This is a genomic window from Rhizobium sp. 25PS6, from assembly GCF_032464655.1.
In the GTDB taxonomy this organism is placed as follows: Bacteria; Pseudomonadota; Alphaproteobacteria; order Rhizobiales; family Rhizobiaceae; genus Rhizobium; species Rhizobium laguerreae.
Genome location: NZ_JAWDIV010000017.1, coordinates 56,336 through 75,490 on the forward strand (window position 1 = coordinate 56,336; position 19,155 = coordinate 75,490).

General features: G+C 61.3%; 17 protein-coding genes and 1 tRNA gene. 7 read left to right on the forward strand and 11 right to left on the reverse strand.

Annotated elements, in window-relative coordinates:
* Nucleotides 1-20: 20 nt before the first annotated feature.
* The gene (locus tag RWK44_RS23530) at nt 21-272 is read left to right on the forward strand and encodes a hypothetical protein (RefSeq protein ID WP_077976101.1); all 252 of its coding nucleotides are present in this window, start codon (nt 21-23) and stop codon (nt 270-272) included.
* On the opposite strand, the gene RWK44_RS23535 is transcribed toward RWK44_RS23530, so the two are convergent.
* Nucleotides 223-555, reverse strand: a complete 333-nt coding sequence (locus RWK44_RS23535; protein WP_077976102.1) for a hypothetical protein — start codon at nt 553-555, stop codon at nt 223-225. The two genes, RWK44_RS23530 and RWK44_RS23535, sit on opposite strands and share 50 nt — an antisense overlap.
* Nucleotides 556-909: 354 nt before the next feature.
* Between RWK44_RS23535 and RWK44_RS23540 the strand changes: the two genes are divergently transcribed.
* Both RWK44_RS23540 and RWK44_RS23545 read left to right on the forward strand, forming a co-directional pair.
* Nucleotides 910-1,350, forward strand: a complete 441-nt coding sequence (locus RWK44_RS23540) for a glyoxalase superfamily protein (protein ID WP_131665982.1) — start codon at nt 910-912, stop codon at nt 1,348-1,350.
* A gap of 74 nt (nt 1,351-1,424) precedes the next feature.
* Nucleotides 1,425-2,792: an MATE family efflux transporter gene (locus RWK44_RS23545; RefSeq protein ID WP_316029466.1), complete on the forward strand. Its 1,368-nt coding sequence runs from the start codon at nt 1,425-1,427 to the stop codon at nt 2,790-2,792.
* Nucleotides 2,793-2,836: 44 nt separating this feature from the next.
* On the opposite strand, the gene RWK44_RS23550 is transcribed toward RWK44_RS23545, so the two are convergent.
* From RWK44_RS23550 to RWK44_RS23585, 8 genes are all read right to left on the reverse strand, one after another.
* Nucleotides 2,837-2,998 (reverse strand): hypothetical protein, encoded by a 162-nt coding sequence (locus tag RWK44_RS23550; protein ID WP_020049291.1) that lies wholly within the window; start codon nt 2,996-2,998, stop codon nt 2,837-2,839.
* A gap of 201 nt (nt 2,999-3,199) precedes the next feature.
* A complete protein-coding gene (locus RWK44_RS23555; RefSeq protein ID WP_222060338.1) occupies nt 3,200-4,036 on the reverse strand; it encodes a helix-turn-helix domain-containing protein in 837 nt (278 codons plus the stop codon).
* 51 nt (nt 4,037-4,087) lie between these two features.
* A complete protein-coding gene (locus RWK44_RS23560; RefSeq protein WP_168305146.1) occupies nt 4,088-4,315 on the reverse strand; it encodes a DUF1127 domain-containing protein in 228 nt (75 codons plus the stop codon).
* 89 nt (nt 4,316-4,404) lie between these two features.
* Entirely contained in the window at nt 4,405-5,202 is a 798-nt protein-coding gene (gene iolB, locus RWK44_RS23565; protein WP_017963650.1) for a 5-deoxy-glucuronate isomerase, read from the reverse strand.
* Nucleotides 5,203-5,415: 213 nt separating this feature from the next.
* The gene (gene iolE / locus RWK44_RS23570; protein ID WP_168284160.1) at nt 5,416-6,336 is read right to left on the reverse strand and encodes a myo-inosose-2 dehydratase; all 921 of its coding nucleotides are present in this window, start codon (nt 6,334-6,336) and stop codon (nt 5,416-5,418) included.
* 65 nt (nt 6,337-6,401) lie between these two features.
* Nucleotides 6,402-8,252 (reverse strand): 3D-(3,5/4)-trihydroxycyclohexane-1,2-dione acylhydrolase (decyclizing), encoded by a 1,851-nt coding sequence (gene iolD / locus RWK44_RS23575; protein ID WP_168284159.1) that lies wholly within the window; start codon nt 8,250-8,252, stop codon nt 6,402-6,404.
* Nucleotides 8,253-8,455: 203 nt separating this feature from the next.
* Nucleotides 8,456-10,390 carry a bifunctional 5-dehydro-2-deoxygluconokinase/5-dehydro-2-deoxyphosphogluconate aldolase gene (locus tag RWK44_RS23580; protein WP_316029467.1) on the reverse strand — a complete coding sequence of 645 codons (1,935 nt, stop codon included), beginning with the start codon at nt 10,388-10,390 and terminating at the stop codon, nt 8,456-8,458.
* A 92-nt stretch (nt 10,391-10,482) separates the two neighbouring features.
* Complete coding sequence (locus RWK44_RS23585; RefSeq protein ID WP_017959750.1) at nt 10,483-11,358, reverse strand: MurR/RpiR family transcriptional regulator; 876 nt, start codon at nt 11,356-11,358, stop codon at nt 10,483-10,485.
* 207 nt (nt 11,359-11,565) lie between these two features.
* On the opposite strand from RWK44_RS23585, the gene RWK44_RS23590 reads away from it, so the two are divergent.
* The 4 genes from RWK44_RS23590 to RWK44_RS23605 all read left to right on the forward strand — a co-directional run bounded on the left by RWK44_RS23590 (nt 11,566) and on the right by RWK44_RS23605 (nt 15,807).
* The gene (locus RWK44_RS23590) at nt 11,566-12,681 is read left to right on the forward strand and encodes a Gfo/Idh/MocA family protein (protein WP_131665975.1); all 1,116 of its coding nucleotides are present in this window, start codon (nt 11,566-11,568) and stop codon (nt 12,679-12,681) included.
* A gap of 87 nt (nt 12,682-12,768) precedes the next feature.
* Complete coding sequence (locus tag RWK44_RS23595) at nt 12,769-13,986, forward strand: NAD(P)/FAD-dependent oxidoreductase (RefSeq protein WP_221946304.1); 1,218 nt, start codon at nt 12,769-12,771, stop codon at nt 13,984-13,986.
* A gap of 169 nt (nt 13,987-14,155) precedes the next feature.
* Nucleotides 14,156-14,246 (forward strand) — tRNA-Ser (locus RWK44_RS23600).
* A 535-nt stretch (nt 14,247-14,781) separates the two neighbouring features.
* A complete protein-coding gene (locus RWK44_RS23605; RefSeq protein ID WP_221946303.1) occupies nt 14,782-15,807 on the forward strand; it encodes a porin in 1,026 nt (341 codons plus the stop codon).
* 249 nt (nt 15,808-16,056) lie between these two features.
* Here RWK44_RS23605 and RWK44_RS23610 read toward each other — a convergent pair whose 3' ends face one another.
* Both RWK44_RS23610 and RWK44_RS23615 read right to left on the reverse strand, forming a co-directional pair.
* Nucleotides 16,057-16,953 (reverse strand): alpha/beta fold hydrolase, encoded by an 897-nt coding sequence (locus tag RWK44_RS23610; RefSeq protein WP_221946302.1) that lies wholly within the window; start codon nt 16,951-16,953, stop codon nt 16,057-16,059.
* Nucleotides 16,954-17,018: 65 nt separating this feature from the next.
* Nucleotides 17,019-19,094, reverse strand: a complete 2,076-nt coding sequence (locus tag RWK44_RS23615; RefSeq protein WP_221946301.1) for a lytic transglycosylase domain-containing protein — start codon at nt 19,092-19,094, stop codon at nt 17,019-17,021.
* Between the last annotated feature and the right edge of the window lie 61 nt (nt 19,095-19,155).

Here is a 19,155-nt window from a genome sequence, read left to right on the forward strand (position 1 = left end):
AATAGATGGAGGATCGAGCAATGGATCTCAACTGGATTGTTCTCTTTAAGGAAATCGAAAACGGCAATCGCCGGATCCGCCATGATCCCTTGGCCGATCCACTCGAGCGTCCGGAATGGCGCGGATTTCTCTGGGCCGTTTCGATCATCGCGCGTCTCGCCGCAAGACGGAGCGGCGAAACAAAGGCGACGCGCCGCGATGATTCACGGATCGGAAAAAGCCTCAGGTTTCGAAGTTCAATCGCAACACGTGGTGCAGGAATTCCGGATTGATCAGCATGTTGAAGCTGATCGTCACCGATTCGCCTTCGCGCTTGACCACGGTCGCACCGATCTCGTCATGGATGCCTAGGATTTCGAGAAAGAAATGGCTCGGTATTTCCAGGTTCGGGCTGACTTCAAGCAATGCGCCGGCAAGCGTGATCGTGCGGATCAGGCAGCGCACCTGGGTTCCGGTGCTGAGGTGATGGCCGACGAAGATGATGTTGCCGGGCCTGTCGAGGTTGAATTCCCTGTAGGCACGTTCCGGCTTGGGGTGTTCTGTGTCGAGGTGCATCTGAAAGGCCCTTTTAGCCTCCGCTTGTAATACGACAGGATATTAGCCGAAGAATGCTGACATTTGCTGAAGAACACCGTTAAGATTGAATGCTTATGTGAAAGCCGCGGGAAAATCGCACCGATTTCGTGCAGATTTGCTCCAAAGCTGCGCATTCCTGAAGCAGATGCGCCATTCTTGACATGTCGGTGGCGTTCGCGCATACAAAGGCCGGTTCGAGGCACCGGCCGCTCGCGGATGAAAATCCATGGTGAAGTCCTCGCGATCATGGTCACGGCCCTTTGTGCATGCTGACTGGCGGCAAAGCGAGCTCCCATCCGCAGTCGAAGAGCATGCCTTTCGAAGGCTCACGCCATGACGACGACCTATCCTGCCATTGATGAATTGAAGGCCCAGGCCAAGCGCCTGCGCCAGGCGATGAACGATCGCGGCACCACGCTGACCCACAGTGCGGCGTTAGAAATGATTGCCCGCCAGCACGGCGCGCGCGATTGGAACACGCTCGCGGCCCTTGCGGCAAAGCCCAATGCTGCTCCCAAGACGCCGCTCTTCGTCGGCGCGCATATTCGCGGCCGCTATCTCAATCAGCCGTTCACCGGCGAAGTCCTGGCGCTTTCGGCCCTGCCGGGCGGCGACCTGCACAGGATCACCATCCACTTCGACGAGCCGGTGGATGTCGTAACCTTCGAGAGCTTTTCCGCCTTTCGCCAACGTGTGAACGCGCAGATCGATGCCGATGGTGTGTCGCCGCGGAAGACCTCCAACGGTGTGCCGCATCTGGTGCTCGATCTCTAGATTGTTTTTGTCCTTTTGAGGCTGTCGATCCGGATGATTTAGCCGGATCGGCCTCATATCGCACGGATTTATCCATGACCGATCTTTCTGAAGGTAATGCCTTTCTCACCGGCTGGCTGCCGGCCGTCTTCGTCAAAACGGCGGCGCCGATCGTCGCGATCACCACCGTCAACGGTCTGTTCACCGTCGTCGACGCCTATTTTCTCGGCGCCTATGTCGGCCCGGACGCGCTCTCTGCCGTCAGCCTGATTTTCCCCGGGCTGATGCTGCTGATCGCCCTGCAATCGCTGGTCTCGAACGGCATGGCGAGCATCCTCGCCCGCCGGCTCGGCGCCGGCGATCGTCAAGGCGCGCGTCGGGTGTTTGCCGGCGCGCATGCGCTGACGTTCGCCGTTACCCTCATTCTCAATCTGGTCTATTGGACTGTCGGCCGGCAGATCATCGATGCCGGTGCCGCCGGCAATGCTGCCGTGGCCGATGGCGCCATGCTGTTCATGGGCGCGATGATCGCCTGTGCGCCGGTCGGCTTCTTCCTGTCGCTGCATCTCGACGGGCTGCGCTGCGAAGGCAAGATCGGTTTTATGACGCTGGTGACGCTGTCGGCCTCGCTGCTCAACATCTTCGGCAACTGGCTGTTCATGGCGGTGATGCATTGGGGCGTGCTCGGTTCGGCAGTCGGCTCCATCGCATCGCAATTCGTCTGTCTCGCGGCTGTGCTCGCCTATCGCTGGCGCCGGCCGGCGGCACTGAGGCCTTTCCGAGGGTTGGCTCTTGCCGAATGGCGCGGCATCGTCGCCTTCGGCGCGCCGATGAGCCTCGGCTTCATCGGCATATCACTGGCCTCAGCCGCCATTCTGATCAACGTTTCGCTCTGGAGCACGCATGACTATGCTGCGACGGTGGCTGCCTATGGCATCATCACCCGGATCATGACCTTCACCTATCTGCCGCTGCTTGGCCTCAGCATTGCGCTGCAGACGGTCGCCGGCAACAATCACGGCGCCGGCCTCGGGCTCCGCGTCGGCCGCAGCCTGCAGATCGCCATGCTCGCAGCGCTCGTCTATTGCACCCTGGTGGAAATCACCGTCGAATTGCTGGCCGGCCGCCTCGGCGCCGTCTTCGTTGCGGATCCCGCCATCATCGCCGAGGTCAGGCGCATTCTGCCCTGGACGATCGGCGCCTATTTTCTCTTCGGGCAGATGCTGATCCTGTCATCCTATTTCCAATCGATCGGCGATGCGCCGCGCGCTGCGATCTTCGGCCTGTCGCGGCCCTATCTGCTCACCCTGCCGCTCACCTTCCTGCTGCCCTTCGTCTTCGGCGAGCAGGGGATCTGGATGGTGCCGGTCTTTGCCGAGGCAGGCATGTTCATCCTTGCCTTCCTGGTGCTGTCGCAGAACGCCAAACGCTGCGCTTGGCGCTACGGGCTTCTGCCCGTCTGAGACGGAAAAGCCGCGCTTGGGAGCGCGGCTTTTGCCTGGAATCGTCATTCCTTGCCTGCCGAAGCGGCCGATGTTGCGGCTTCAGCCTCGTTCAAGGCTTCGGCGCACTCCTGGCAGCAGACCTCGACAGTCTTGCCGCCGAGCTTGACGGTGATGGTATCCGCGCCGAGTTCGCAGTCGCAGGCGGCGCATGTGGTCTTCTTCATCTGGTGATCCTCCGTTGATCGCCCCGTGATCGGGACAGGCTGATAAGATCATCGAAGACCGCATCGTCGCTGTCGAAATCTTTAGCGATCGATTCCCCGCACAATTCCTTAAATCGGGATCGATTTAAGGAATTGTGCGGGGGTTCAAAGTGCTACAGCGTCCTTTGCGGCTCTCGAAAAGAGGCGCGGCGCTGTAGGCTTTCACTTGCGCCGCAACTGCGCCGCGCGCTGGAATTCGGCCGGAGTCTGCCCGAAAGACTGCTTGAAGGAGGCGCTGAAATGACTGTGGCTGGAGAAGCCGAGATCGAGACCGAGCGCCGTCAGATCCTCATACTGGCCGAGCAGATCGAGCGCGCGGGAAAGCCGCAGCCGAAGCTGGTAGCGATAGAGTGGCGTCGCCTCGACCTGTTGGAAGACCTGGGTGAGATAAACGGGCGAGACGCCCACTTCGGTGGCGATTTCCGAAAGTGTCCAGCGCCGCGCGAGATCGGAGGAAAGCACCAGCTTTGCCCGGTCGACGAGTTTCTGCCGGCCGGCGCTGGCGCCCGCTGCGTGCGATGTGCGCTCGCCGAGCGAGCGGCGCACGAGCGTCAGCGCCAATATTTCCGCTTCCAGCGTTTCGGCGACGTTGCGGCTGAGACCATGGCGCAGGAGAGCGACCAGGGCCTGCGCACGCGGATCGATCCGCCGGCGCTGGCGGCGGAAGGAAAGGGGCGGGCCGGGCTGCGCCTGCTCCTTCGGCGTAAGCTCTTCAAGCATGGATTCGTCGATCGCCAGATCGATGCAGGCGTCGCCACCCTCGATAGGGTGGCTGATCCGATATCCCTGGCCGGCATTGAAGAACAAGACCTGATTGGCTTCCGCCACCGTATCATTGCGGCCGACATGCCGCATGAAGACGCCGCGATAGGGATAGACGAGGCTCGTCCTGTGGGCGCATTCCTCGTCGCTCTTATGACGGCACTCGCCATTGCAGACGATGTCACGAATCGTGACCATCTTCGTTTTCAGAAGCGGTGCCGTTGAGAACTGCGGCATTGCATATTCCGTATCAGACAGGCCAGAACCGACCTTACTTATAACAGCACTTCAGTACCGGCTGTAGACATGAACATCGCTTTCCGTCTGCCCCCTGGAAAGGCCGATATCCTTCAGCTGTTCGTCCGAAAGCTCCATCAACGCATTCCGGTTGCGGCGTTCGTTTATTTTGCCGGCCAGCCAGCGCGCCGACCTGATCGCGGCAAGGAACAGGCCGGGTCGCGTAAGACGCGAAGAGCGAATATTTCGGGCCGGTATCGTGAAGTTCGGGCTGTGCATGGTGATCCTCCATCCGTGTTTGGATGGAGGCAGTGAACCATCAGCGGCGTTTTCGCGCTGTCAGATTATTTAGCGATCGGAGGCGACGCTTATGCTTTCAGCAGCCACTCGTGCTCGGCGGCATTGTGGAATTTCCAGATCCGCTGCGGTCCGGCCATGACGTTGAGGTAGTAGAGATCGTAACCATGGCAGGCGGCGCAGGGGTGGTAGCCTTTTGGCACCAGCGTCACATCGCCGTCCTCGAGCGCCATCGCTTCGTCGAGCGAGCGATCGTCGGTATAGACGCGCTGAAAAGCGAAGCCCTGCGGCGGGTTGAGGCGATGGTAATAGGTCTCTTCCAGGAAGCTCTCGTTCGGCAGGTCGTCCTGGTCGTGTTTGTGCGGCGGATAGGAGGAGGTGTGTCCACCAGGCGTGATCACCTCGACGACCAGCAGCGAATGCGCCGAGCTGTCATCTTCCGGCATGATATTGTTGACATAGCGCACATTCGTGCCTTTGCCGCGCGTCACCTGCGGGTGCGTGCCGGGCGGGATGGCCTTCGCCTGATAGGTGCCGCCGCCGGGTGCCGAGCAGACCGCGAGCTCCAGATCGGTCTCCGCCGTCACCGACCATGTCGATTCCATCGGGATGTAGAGCGCATGCGGGGCGCCTTCGAACGGGTTCATCCGGCCGCCGAGCGTGCCGAAATCCTTGGTGCCGGCAGACGCCTTGCCCTTGCCGGTCACCCAGACGAGGCAGACTTCGCGATCGCCCGTCTCTCCCGAGACGGTTTCGCCCGGCTTCATCCGATGCAGATCGAAGCCGACATAGGTCCAGCCGGCATTTTCCGGGGTGACATGCGTGACGCGGCCATGCGTGCCTGATGGTTTCACCTTGAGATTTGGCATTGGTGTTTTCCTTGTAAATTGGCGTGTGCGGCCCCCCTGCTCATCCGGCTGCCGCCACCTTCTCCCCGAGGGGAGAAGGGACATGCCGCGCCGTTCCATTCCCCCTTCTCCCCACGGGGAGAAGGTGCCCGAAGGGCGGATGAGGGGGCTACTTGCTCCAGCAGTCCGGAAAGACCAACTCCTTGTGGGAGGAATCTCCGGGCAAACAGTTCTCTACGATCCCTTAGGAAAGCCTTCCGTTTCCACGGTATAGCCCGCAGCCGTCATGACGCGCATCAACTCGGCGTGGCCGATCTCGGCCATTTTCTGCGGCGGGGCCTTGCGCGGATCCTGTTCGGCCTCGACAACGAACCAGCCTTCATAACCGTGATCGGCCAGCCGCTGGACGATGGCGGCGAAATCGAGCGAGCCGTCGCCCGGCACCGTGAAGGCGCCAAGCGCCACCGCATCGAGGAAGGACTGCCGGCTGCGGTCCAGCCCGTCCACCACCGGCTTGCGGATGTCCTTGACGTGAACATGATTGATGCGGGCGTGGTGGTTCCCGATGGCGCGCAGCACGTCGCCGCCGGCAAAGGCCAAATGCCCGGCATCGAGCAGCAGCGGGATGCCTTCGCCCGAATGGCGCATGAAGGCGTCGAGTTCCGGCTCGGTTTCGACCACGGCCGCCATGTGGTGGTGATAGGAAAGCGGCATGCCCTGCTCGGCGCACCATTCCCCGAATTCCGTGACGCGCCGCGCATAGGCCTTCATCTCGTCATCGGAGAGGCGCGGCTTGGTCGCGAGCGGCTTGGAGCGGTCGCCCTGGATCGAGCGGCCGACTTCGCCATAAACAATGCAGGGCGCATTGACCGCCTTGAAAAGCTCGATCATCGGCGCGATGCGGTCCTTGTTGGCGGCAAGCTCCTCATCGACCAGCGTGCCCGAGAACCAGCCGCCGCACAGCGTCACGTCGGCTGCGCGCAGAATGGGCAGCATCACCTCGGGATCGTCGGGGAAGCGGCGTCCCTTTTCCATGCCGGTGAAACCGGCACTGCGCGATTGCCGCAGGCATTCCTCCAGGGACACATCGTCGCTGAGCTCAGGAAGATCGTCGTTCCACCACGCGATGGGCGACATGCCGAGTTTGGCCTTCATCAACATTCTCCTTAAAAGCATTACGGGGAGCGGTGCCGCTCCTCCAGAAAAATGACAGCAATCGATCAGCCGACGCGCTGGGCAGCGCGTGCTTTGACATAGGCCTCATGCGCCCTGTTGACCTCACCGCGCGAGCTGACCTCAGGCACCGCGACATCCCACCAGTGGCCACCGGCTTCCGTGGTGATCAGCGGATCGGTGTCGATGACGAAGACGGACGTGCGGTCGTTCTTCCTGGAATCGGCGATTGCCTGCTCGAGTTCCGCGATCGAGGCGACCTTGACGGCGATGGCGCCCATGCTTTCGGCATGCGCGCGGAAATCGATCTCCGGCATCACCTCGTGATAGGAGTCCTTCAGCAGATTGTTGAAGTTGGCGCCGCCGGTGCCCATCTGCAATCGGTTAATGCAGCCGTAACCGCGATTGTCGAGCACGACGATGTTGAGCTTGAGGCCGAGCATGACCGAGGTGGCGAGCTCGGAATTCATCATCATGTAGGAACCGTCGCCGACCATGACGACGACATCCCGTTCGGGACGCGCCATCTTGGCGCCGAGCCCGCCGGCGATCTCGTAGCCCATGCAGGAAAAACCGTATTCCATGTGATAGCTGCCCGGCGCCGTCGCCGGCCAGAGCTTGTGCAATTCGCCGGGAAGGCCGCCCGCAGCGCAAAGCACCGTCGTATTCTCACCGCCGATCGCGCGCGCTACCGCGCCGATGACCTGCGCATCGGAGGGCAGGGCTGCATTGGTCGTCGCCATCGCCCTGGCCGCAGCCTCCATCCAGATCTTTTTCTCCGCCGCTGCCTTCTCGGCGAGTGCTGCCGGCGCCTTCCAGCCGGAAAGTCCGGCCGAAAGCGCCTTCAGTCCTTCGCGGGCGTCAGTCACCAGCGGATGGCTGTCGTGCTTCACCGCGTCATAGGCGGCGATATTGAGGCCGATCATCTTCAGGCTGTCATTCTTGAACAGCGCCCAGGAGCCCGTGGTGAAATCCTGGCAGCGGGTGCCGACGGCGATGACGAGGTCCGTCTCTTCGGCGATCGCATTCGCCGCCGAGGTGCCGGTGACGCCGACCGAACCAAGCGCCAGCGGATGGGTTTCGTTGATCGATGATTTGCCCGCCTGGCTGACGACGACAGGAATGCCGTGGGCCTCGGCAAAGGCGGCAAGCTCCTTCGTCGCCTGCGAATAAAGCACGCCGCCGCCGGCAACGATCACCGGCTTCTGCGATGCCTTGATCAGCGCGATGGCATTTGCCAGCTCGTCCGCATCCGGCTGCGGCCGGCGGGTGGTCCAGACTTTTTCCTCGAACAGGCTTTCCGGATAATCATAGGCTTCTGCCTGAACGTCCTGGCAGAGCGACAATGTCACCGGACCGCAATCCAAGGGGTCGGTCAGGACCTGCATGGCGCGCTTCAGCGCCGTGATGATCTGCTCGGGCCGGGTGATGCGATCAAAATAGCGCGAAACCGGACGGAAGGCGTCATTGGCCGAAACCGTGCCGTCCCCGAAATCCTCGATCTGCTGCAGCACCGGATCCGGCGCGCGGTTGGCGAAGACGTCGCCCGGCAGGAAGAGAATGGGGATACGATTGACATGCGCCACGCCGGCGGCGGTCACCATGTTCAGCGCGCCCGGACCGATCGAGCTCGTGCAGGCCATGAAGCGCGTGCGGAAATTCGCCTTGGCATAGGCGATCGCGGCATGCGCCATGCCCTGTTCGTTGTGGGCGCGATAGGTCGTCAATTCCGCGCGCACCTGATAGAGCGCTTCGCCGATACCGGCGACGTTGCCGTGGCCGAAGATCGCCCAGACGCCGCCGAAGATCGGCACTTTCTTGCCGTCGACGATCGTCATCTGTACTTTCAGGAAATGCGCGACGGCCTGCGCCATCGTCAACCGTATCGTCTTGCCCATCGGGTCCTCCCGCAATCTTTCTTTTCGCGTTTTCCCCTCCCCAACCCCTCCCCACAAGGGGGAGGGACTTAACTTGGGGCACCGTCTCACACCATGAGCGAGCATCCTTTTGGACAAGACGCTGCGGCGAGAATGCAGAGGGCCCGCCAGGTTAGCCCCGCCCCCTTGTGGGGAGGGGTTGGGGAGGGGTCTTAATTCTAAGTCTACTGATGTCCGCGCGTTTTCAGCCACGCCTCTGTCAGTTGCCGGAAGCGGCCGGCCATATCGGCGATCGCTTCCTCGTCGTTCATTTCGCCTGAAAGCCAGGCGCGCGCCGGATCGGCAAAGATCGTCCGGCCGACGGCGAAACCCTTCACGGAGGGAGCTGCCAGCGTCGCCTCGAAGCAGGAGATCAGCTCGTCGGCGGGCGCCTCGAGCCCCAGGAGCACGATACCGCGGCACCAGGGATCATTTTTGGCGATCACCGCATCGATCTTCTTCCAGGCTTCACGGGATGCCTGCGGCTCCAGCTTCCACCAGTCCGGCTTGATGCCGAGCGCATAGAGCTCCTCCAGCGCGGTTGCCATCGTGTCGTCGGTGAGCGGCCCGTTCTTGCCGGCAATGATCTCCACCAGCAGCTCGCGGCCGACCTTGCGGGCGGCCTCGAACAGCGTCCGCAGCTTCTCCTGCTGCTCCGTCTTCAATTCAGCCGGATCATCAGGATGATAGAAGCACAGGCATTTGATGCAATGACCGAGCGGCCATTCGACGAGCTGCGAGCCGATATCCTGGCTGAATTCGAAGCGCAGCGGCTTCGAGCCCGGCAATTCCACCGGACGGCCGATCCAGGAGAAATTCTTCGTCGCCGCATCGAAGAAAGCGTCGCGGCCGAAGCGTTCGTCGATCAGCATGCCGTAACCGTCGCGGCCATTTGAAACCCGCGCCGCTGCCGCCACCGCCAGCCGCTTGAAGGCGACGATCTTCTCATGGCCGACGCCGAGCTCATCGGCGACGCTGACGAGCTGCGAACGGTGGTCGATCGCCAGCGCCATCAAAAGCGGGATTTCGCCGCGCCGGGTCGATGCCCAGTGGATATGGTTGAGCGCCTCGTCCTTGCGCAGTGCCCGGTGCTTGCTGCCGGTCGTCAGGAAGAAGTCGAGTTCCGCCCAGGTCGGATATTCCGGCGAGCAGAGCAGGCGGGAGACGGCGAAGGCGCCGCAGGCATTGGCCCAGGTGGCGCAGGTCTTCAGCGGCTCGTCGCGCAGGAAGCCACGCAGGAAACCGGACATGAACGCATCGCCGGCGCCCAGCACGTTGAAGACCTCGATCGGGAAACCCTGGCCGATGATGCCGGCTTCGAGATCGTCGGCGATCGGCCCGTCATAGACGATGCAGCCCATGGCGCCGCGCTTGAGCACGATCGTCGCCGGCGACAGCCGACGGATCTCCTTCAGCGCGCCGAGCACGTCGTCGGCGCCGGAAGCGATCAGGATTTCCTCTTCGGTGCCGACGATGAGGTCGCAATCCGGCAGCGTCTCCTTCATCTTCCAGGAGACCCGGTCGGATTTCACGTAGCGTTCGAAGCCTTCCGCATGGCCGGCAAGGCCCCAGAGGTTCGGCCGGTAATCGATGTCGAAGATCACCTTGCGGCCGTTCGCCTTGGCGATGCGGATAGCCTTGCGCTGTGCGGCCTCGGTATTCGGCCGCGAGAAATGCGTTCCGGAAACGAGAACGGCGCGCGACGATCTGATGAAATCCTCGTCGATATCGCCTTCATCGAGCGCCATGTCGGCGCAGTCCGACCGATAGAAGATCATCGGCGACACGCCCTCGGCCTCGACCGCCAGCAGCACCAGCGCCGTCAGTCGCTCCTTGTCGGTGACGATGCCGTCTGTCGCGACACCTTCGCGCGCCGACTGCTCGCGGATGAAACGTCCCATCTGCTCGTCGCCGACGCGAGTGATGAGGCCGGATTTGAGCCCGAGCCGCGCCGTGCCGATGGCGATATTGGCCGGGCAGCCACCGACGGACTTGGCGAAAGAGCCGATATCCTCCAGCCGCGAACCGATCTGCTGGCCGTAAAGATCGACCGAGGAACGGCCGATGGTGATCACATCAAGCGCCGGCTCCGGCTGTGAACCCGGATTCGATTGTACCATGATGTCCTCCCGCTAGATTTTGCGCGGCTTCCAGTGCCTGCGAATTTTCAATAATGAAACATCGGTTCCGATATTTTGTCAATTCGGAATGTTTATTCCATTTTGCCTTTTGCAGGTTTTGACTGCTGACTCTTGCGCCGCCGTTCGGCGATTGCAACCGGTAGTGCCATGGTGAGCGCCATCGAGGCCGAAAGCGAGCGGAAGCCGGCGAAATCGGCTTCCGCCACTTCGAACCAGTGCGTGGCGCAGGCGGCAAGCGGCGAAAAGGCCGAATCGGTGATCGCGATAACGGGGACGCCGCGGTCGGCAAGCTCCTGGCTCTGATTAAGGCTGTCGGCGGCATAGGGCGAGAAGCTTGCCGCGATCGCTGCGTCTTTCGGTGTTGCGAACTGCACCATTTCAGGGTCGACGCCGTTTGGCGAGGCGACGATCTGGTGGCGGATATTGAGCTTGGAAAAAGCGTAGGTCATGTGCGCCGTCAGCGGGTAGGAGCGCCGTTTGGCGATCAGATAGATCGTCTCGGCGCTGGCAAGGATATTCACGGCTTTTGTAAAAGTATCGCTCTGCACCGTCGCCGCCAGCCGGTTGACCGACTGGTTAGCCGCGGCAATGAAGCCGGAGAGTAGATTGGCGTCCTCATCGTCGCCGCTCGATTGCTCGAGCGTGACGAGGCGCTCTTCGTAGCTTAGCGTCCGGTCCCGCAATCTTTCGCGAAAGATGCTCTGCAGGTCGGAAAAGCCGCCGTAACCCAGATGATGCGCCAGGCGCACCAGCGTCGACGGCTGAACGTCGGAGGCGGCCGCGATGCTCGCCGTCGTGCCGAAGGCGATTTCGTCGGGATTGCCGAGCGCGAAGGCGGCGACCTGCGCCAGCCGCTTCGGCATGCTCGCCTTGCGCTCGATGATGGTGCTGCGCAGGCTTTCGAAATCGCGCGGCACGCGCGCGTGCCTCTGGGAATCGTTATCCATGCTTGCGGCTCACGAGATGAAACAAATATTCCATATTATCGAACATAAACGATTTCAAACGGCACGGCTAACTGTTTTTAATCCCCTGTAATTGAAGGCTTTTGGACAATCCTCTAGGAACGGCTGCAGAAATGCCTGTCAGCAGGTCCCTTGTCAAAATGATCCAAATATTCCAAAAATCCGCGTGCAGTTCTGGAGGAGACGGAAATGAAGCCACTCGGCATCGGTTTGATCGGGACCGGTTATATGGGCAAGTGCCATGCATTGGCGTGGAATGCGGTGAAGACGGTGTTCGGCGATGTCGAGCGTCCGCGTCTCGTGCATCTGGCCGAAGCCAATGCCGGGCTTGCTGATGCTCGTGCCGGTGAATTCGGTTTCGAGAAGGCGACGGCCGACTGGCGGGCGCTGATTGCTGACCCCGAGGTCGACGTCGTCTCCGTCACCACGCCCAATCAGTTCCACGCCGAGATGGCGATTGCAGCCCTCGCGGCCGGCAAACATGTCTGGTGCGAAAAGCCGATGGCGCCGGCCTATGCCGATGCCGAGCGCATGCTGGAGACGGCGAAGCGATCCGGCAGGGTTGCCGCCCTTGGCTATAATTACATCCAGAATCCTGTCATGCGGCATATCAGGACGTTGATCGGCGAGGGCGCCATCGGCGCGGTCAACCACATCCGCGTCGAGATGGACGAGGATTTCATGGCCGATCCCGATGTCTTCTTTTATTGGAAGAGCGAGCTTTCCGCTGGCTACGGCGCGCTCGACGATTTCGCCGTGCACCCGCTGTCGCTGCTCTGGTATCTCTTCGGCCATGTCGAGGCCGTCATAACGGATATGGTCAAACCCTATGCCGACCGCCCGCTAAGCGAGGGCGGTCGCCGTGCCGTCGAAAACCACGATGGCGCTAACGTGCTGATGCGGCTTGGCGGCGGCATCTCCGCCGTGTTGATGGCGAATCGCGCCGCCTGGGGTCGCAAGGGCCGCATCGCCCTGCAGATTTTTGGCTCGACAGGCTCGATCGTCTACGACCAGGAGCGGATGAACGAATTCGAGCTCTATCAGGCCGACGGCCGTGGCTCCGAGCAGGGCTTCCGCAAGATACTGGCGGCCCCCGCCCATCAGCCTTATGATCGGTTTATCCCGGCACCAGGCCACGGCCTCGGCTTCAACGATCTGAAGATCATCGAATGCCGTGAGCTGATCCGGGCAATATCAGGCGAGCCGTCGTCGATCGTGACATTCGAAGACGGTCTCAGGATAGAGAAGTCGGTGCATGCCATGGCACAGTCCTTCCACGAGCGCCGCTGGATCGAGATCGGCTGAATGTAAGAGGCCGCTTTCCGTTGACGGGGCGTGGGGTAGGGAATAGGCCTTGGCGTGGGCGTCGGGCGCAGCTTCAGGAGTGAGATCGTGACGGATAGACTGGTGATCATCGGCGCGGGCCAGGCCGGTTTCGCATTGGCGGCCAAGCTGCGTGCGTTGAAGGATACGCGCCCGATCACCCTCATCGGTGCAGAGGACGTCGCTCCCTATCAGCGCCCGCCGCTTTCGAAGAAATACCTGCTCGGCGAAATGTCTTTCGACCGCCTGCTGTTCCGCGCCGAGCACTGGTATGCGGACAATGACGTCGATCTTCGCCTTTCGACTTGGGCCGAGCAGATCAAGCCGGACAGCAAGCAGGTTCTGCTGCAGGACGGCTCCGTTCTTGATTACGGCACGCTGGCGCTCGCCACCGGCTCGACGCCGCGCCGGCTGCCGGCCGCAATCGGCGGCGATCTCGAAGGCGTCTATGTCGCCCGCGACAAGCGCGATGCCGATCTGCTTGCTGACGAGATGCGCCCCGGTCGTCGCGTCCTCATCATCGGTGGCGGTTATATCGGGCTCGAGGCGGCGGCTGTTGCCCGCCATCGCGGGCTGGAAGTCACCGTCATTGAGATGGCAGACCGCATCCTGCAGCGCGTCGCGGCGAAGGAGACTGCCGACATCATGCGCGTGATCCACGAGGCCCATGACGTGGTGATCCGCGAGAAGACAGGGCTCAAGAATCTGATCGGCAAGGATGGCCGCGTCACCGGCGCCGCACTTTCCGACGGATCGGTCATCGACATCGATTTCGCCGTCGTCGGCATCGGCATCGCCCCGAACGATCAGCTTGCCAAGGAAGCCGGCCTCGAAGTCACCAACGGCATTGTCGTCGACGAATTCGCCCGCACCTCCGATCCGGCGATCTTTGCGGCTGGCGATTGCGCAGCACTTCCCTGGCAGGGCGGACGCATCAGGCTCGAATCGGTGCAGAACGCCGTCGACCAGGCCGAAGCGGCGGCAGCCGTCATCGCCGGCGGCAGCGAGCCCTATGATCCGAAGCCGTGGTTCTGGTCGGACCAGTATGACGTCAAGCTGCAGATCGCCGGCTTCAATCTTGGTTATGACGAGACGCTGCTGCGCCCCGGCGCCCGCGAAGGCGCCCATTCGGTCTGGTACTTCAGGGAAGGCCGGCTGATTGCCGTCGATGCGATCAACGACGCGAAGGCCTATGTGACCGGCAAAAAACTGCTGGAATCCGGGACCAATCCTGATAAATCGATTCTCGCCGACCCTTCTGCCGACCTCAAGAGCCTGCTCGGCTGAGTTCGGCTTCTTCATTGAAGAGAACGAAGCGCGATCAAATTCCGCGGATTTCACCAGGAAATGCGGTTTGTTTGCGCAACCGGCTGAATTGCAGCTCGCTGCATTTCTTCTGGTGAAAACTCAAAAAACCCTTGCATTCACAGACCGGTCACCATAGTTAGGCCGCACCGGAGAGGTGGCCGAGTGGTCGAAGGCGCTCCCCTGCTAAGGGAGTATACGTCAAAAGCGTATCGTGGGTTCGAATCCCATCTTCTCCGCCATTCCCGATTTCCTGAGCGCGCGTCGATCGTTAGTTTCTGGCTGGGAACCATGTTCGCTTAGTCGGCTAGGCCGGAGTGAGAGAATCGCCTGCGGGAATCACCTCCCGCGCTCAAGCCACCGACAGGTGGCGAAAGCGGATCGGTGCACGCCCGGTTACGCTTCCGGCAATCATGAATCCCTCGTAAGAGCCGCATTTTGTCAAAAAAGTGTCACGAATGTGTCGCAAAGCGCATGTCCAATTCTTTGTTGGCTTGACCTAAGCCTCCGCAAAATCAGGGTTTTCTTAACGAAGCATAAAGGAAATCGAGGCCGGTTGCCCGACTTGTGTCCTTTCAGCAACAGAATGTCGGGAAGGCTCCTTCAAATCCCCTGTCCGAGTAAGTTGGTGATTGCGTGATGGCTTCCGTCTTGTATTTTCAGCGTCGGAAGCAAGGGCGACTGATCGTCCACTTCTTGAAACACGGGGATGGGGCAGGGAACGCTGCTCAGCGAAAGATCCCAAACCCGATCGAAACTTTGAATTGGAGGTCATTTATGAACATCAAGAGCCTTCTTCTCGGCTCCGCTGCTGCTCTCGCAGTAGTATCCGGTGCTCAGGCTGCTGACGCTATCGTTGCTGCCGAGCCGGAACCGGTTGAATATGTTCGCGTCTGCGACGCTTACGGCACCGGCTACTTCTACATCCCGGGCACCGAAACCTGCCTCAAGATCAACGGTTACATCCGTTTCCAGGTCAACGTTGGCGACCAGGTCGGCGCTAATGACGATCGTCCTAACGACTCCGATTGGGATGCCGTCACTCGCGGTCAGGTTCAGTTCACTGCCAAGAGCGACACCGAATATGGTCCGCTGACCGGCGTCATCGTCATGCAGTTCAATGCTGACAATGCCACTGATCAGTCTGCCAAGCTCGACTCCGCTTACCTCGACATCGCCGGCTTCCGCGCTGGTCTGTTCTATAGCTGGTGGGACGATGGCCTCTCTGGCGAAACCGACGACATCGGCTCGCCGGTCACGCTGCATAACTCCATCCGTTATCAGTACGAAACCGACGCCTTCTACGCTGGCATCAGCGTCGATGAACTCGAGGACGGCTACTTCAAGGCGGACGAAGAACCCAACAACGTTGGCGTTGCAGTCGGTCTCGGCGGCAAGGCTGGTGCCTTCAGCTACCAGATCACTGCCGGCTATGACGTCGACAACGAAGATGGTGCTGTCCGTGCAATGGGTACGGTTGACATCGGTCCCGGTACGCTCGGCCTCGCTGCCGTATACGCTACCGGCCCGAGCTCTTACTACACCAAGGCCGAATGGGCGATCGCTGCTGAATACGCCATCAAGGCGACTGACCAGCTGAAGATCACCCCCGGTGTCCAGTACTACAGCAACTACGGCATCACTGCTGACGACTTCGACGACGGCGATGCCTGGAAGGTCGGTCTGACGGTTGATTACCAGATCGTCGACAACTTCTACGCCAAGGCTTCGGTTCAGTATCTCGATCCGGAAGATGATGACGACTCCACTTCGGGCTACTTCCGCCTGCAGCGTTCGTTCTAATCTGATCTGACTTCGGTCAATCAGGAAAGCCCGGCTCTCGAGCCGGGCTTTTTGTATTGTGCGCCAGGCATGGCGCGTGGTGTGAGAACACCGTTTGGCCGGGTTGGTATCCGGCCGATGACTTGGAGGTGAGAGTCCTCTGCGGGCCCTGGTGATGGGAATCGTTAGCTGAACAGCAAGGGCGTCGTCGCGAGGCGGGGTCTGAAGGAAGCTGTAGGCAAAGTGCCGGCTCTGACCAATTTCGTGAGCTTATCGGCAGGTGTCGAGAAAAGCTCGAATTGTCGTGGGGATATTACCGAGATGCAGAAGTGGGGCGTGTCCTTGTCCTTCGGCAGCATGAAGGATCAGCCGCGAATGCCGCCGTGCCATTTCGCCGGCGGTTTCCTGTGAAAGCAGCGACGTGTTTTCACCGCGGATCAGCATAAGCGGCAACCGGCTCAGGCTTTCGAATTGCCCCCAGAGATCAGGCAACGGCTGGCTGAAATCGATCGATTTCAGTGCCTCTGCGATCGCCGGGTCGAAGTCGGCGACCGGCCGTCCACCGATATCGCGATAAAGGGCAAGCGCCATCTCGCGCCAATCTTCCTCTGCAAGCGCAGCAAACGACGCGCCATGATTTTCCTTCAATATATCGGCCGCCTCGTTCCAGTCCGCCGGCTTCCTGCCGCTGTTGAGGTAATCGCGGATCCGCGCCAGCCCCTCAGCCTCAAGCACGGGCCCGATATCGTTGAGGATGACGGCTTCGAGAAGATCCGGATGTGTCGCGGCGATCAGATGCAGGATCAGCCCGCCCCGCGACGTGCCGACGAAAATCGCCCGCTCGATGCCGAACGCCGTGCAGGCGGCAAGGACGTCGCCGGCCTCGATGGCGAGATTGTAGTTCGCCTTGTTCTCATCCCATGCCGAGTTTCCTCGTCCGCGCGAATCGAGCGCAATCACCCTGCGTGGCGTTGTTGTGTCCCGGGCGAGAAGCAGCGCAAGCGGATGAAAATCCCGCGTATTGCGGGTCAGGCCGGGCAGGCAGATCACCGGCAGCCGTCCGGCGGTTGTCGCCTGGTCGGGTCGGTAGTCGCGGGCATAAAGCCTCAACCCATCGGAAGACGTGTAAAATCGTTCCTGGAAACCGCCTGCATCCATATCCGGCATCGCATCCCTCGAGATCTGTTTGATCCCGAAGATGTAGCTTGCTTTTCAAGCCGCGCCAAACGGCTTCAGGAGGCGCTGCGTCCGCCGATCAGGTCGCGCTCGATATCGGTGGGTTGGCCGAGACGGGCTTTATAAACTTCGTAATTCTCCATCACGCGCTGCACGTAGTTGCGCGTTTCGGGGAAGGGGATGCGCTCGATCCAGTCAACGATCTCGTCGATCGGCCTGCCGCGCGGATCGCCGTAGCGGCCGATCCATTCCGGCACCCGCTTCGGCCCGGCATTATAGGCAATGAAGGTGAGAATATAGGAGCCGCCGAAGGCGTCGATCTGCTCGCCGAGATAATGGGCACCGAGTGTCGCGTTATAGCCGGCATCGGCCGTTAGCTTGTCCTTGGAAAAGGCGATGTTGTGGCGCTTGGCCACCGCCTGGGCTGTTCCCGGCAGAAGTTGCAGCAGGCCGCGCGCGTTTGCCGCCGAAACGGCGGCCGGGTTGAAGGCGCTTTCCTGCCGGGCAATAGCATAGGCGAGCGCCTTGCCGGAGCCTGTTATATTGGCGCTCGCCGGGATCACGCCGACCGGAAAGGCAAGCGCTGCGACATCAATGCCGCGTCCATAGGCGATCTTGCCGATCTGCAGCGAGAGATGATGATCGCCGGATTGCTCGGCCCGTGCCGCAAGGACAGCCAATTCACCGGGGCTTTGCAGTTGATCGGCGAGCGCGAGATAGAGAATGGCGGCCCGCCATCCATGGCCGGCGGCCTCCAGCCGGCCGATCGCCTGCACGGCTTCGCGTGCCTGGAAGCGCTGCCGGTCGGCCGTGCTCGGTGCGGGATAGGTGACGTTAAGCGTCTTTCGCCCCAGTCTTTCGGCCGCGAGCTGTCCATAGAAGGTGCCGGGAAAACTCGCGGCCTTCGCATAGAATTCGCTGGATTTGCCGGGACCTCCGGCCTCCGCTGCTCGTCCCAGCCAATACCAGGCGCGTGAAACCGAGATCGGTCCGTTTGATGTCTGGAGAATCTTGCGGAAATGTCTTTCCGCCGTTGCCGGGTCCTGCAGGCCGCGAAGGGCGTACCATCCGGCATGGAATTCAGCCTCGACGATATCCGTCGGGCTCGTTGCGGCGTAGTTTGCGACGATGCGATAGGCAGGCTTGAACTGTCCCTGGTCGACGAGACCACGGCTGACGATGCGCTGCTCGTTCCACCATTCGCCGGAATTGAGGAGTTCGCTACGCTCTGGCGGCATCTGCTCCAGAAGCACAGCCGCTTCGGCATATTTGTCTTGCTTGCGCAGATATTCGATCCGCGCAAACAGCAGGCCGGCATCGCCGCGCCATTTCGCATCGACGGCGTTGAGCAGCGCGCCGGCATTGCCGGCTTTGGCGTCGACGGCAGCCCAGGCCGTGTAGAGCGACTGCGCCTGGCCCATGTCTCCGAAGCGCTTAGCCTGCGCCACCCGGCCGCGATACATCAGATAGTCCATCCGCGCCTTATGGTCGGCGGGCGTCAACAGCGCGGAAAACTCGATGAGGATCTTGTCCTCGGTCGCCTTGTCGAGCGCCTCTCCGCGCCAGACCTTGCGGATATATTTTGCCGCCTGTGCCTGTTTGCCTGACGCAACCAGCGCCCGGCCGAGGATGACGGCGCCCTGCATCGTCTCGGGCGCGGTATCGCCGAAGGCGGCGAGCACGGCGAAAGGGGCGGGATTTTCATCATAGATCGCGCGTTCGGAATAGGCGCGCAGCCGCGAAAGACCCGGCCAGCTCTTGAGCTCTTGCGCGGCGCTGGCGATTTCAAAAGAAGGAACACCCTTCAATCCGGAAACGGCGATCGCCCAGGTGAGGATATGGCGGTCGAGCGTCCCGTCGCGCATGCTGTCGCGGATCGAAAGCGCCAGCTGCGGATCCTTGTCGGAAAGCGCGTCGAGGCCGGCCTTCAGGTCGCCGTTGACGGGCGCGATGGCCGGATTGCGCGGAATAGCGCCTGTCGTGATCGACTCCGGTATGGCTGTTTCGGGAATGAAGCCGAGCGGCTTGACGGCAGGCATGGCAGTGCTCTCGCCGGGAAGCGGCGACGCAACGCTGCCCCACGCAGCGGCAATGAAGCCGAAGGCGGACAGAATCAGGACAGCTTTCTTCATCCGGGATCTCGCAATGAAAACACGCCCTGCCATTAGGCTAGAGGCATCTTAACGAAACCTT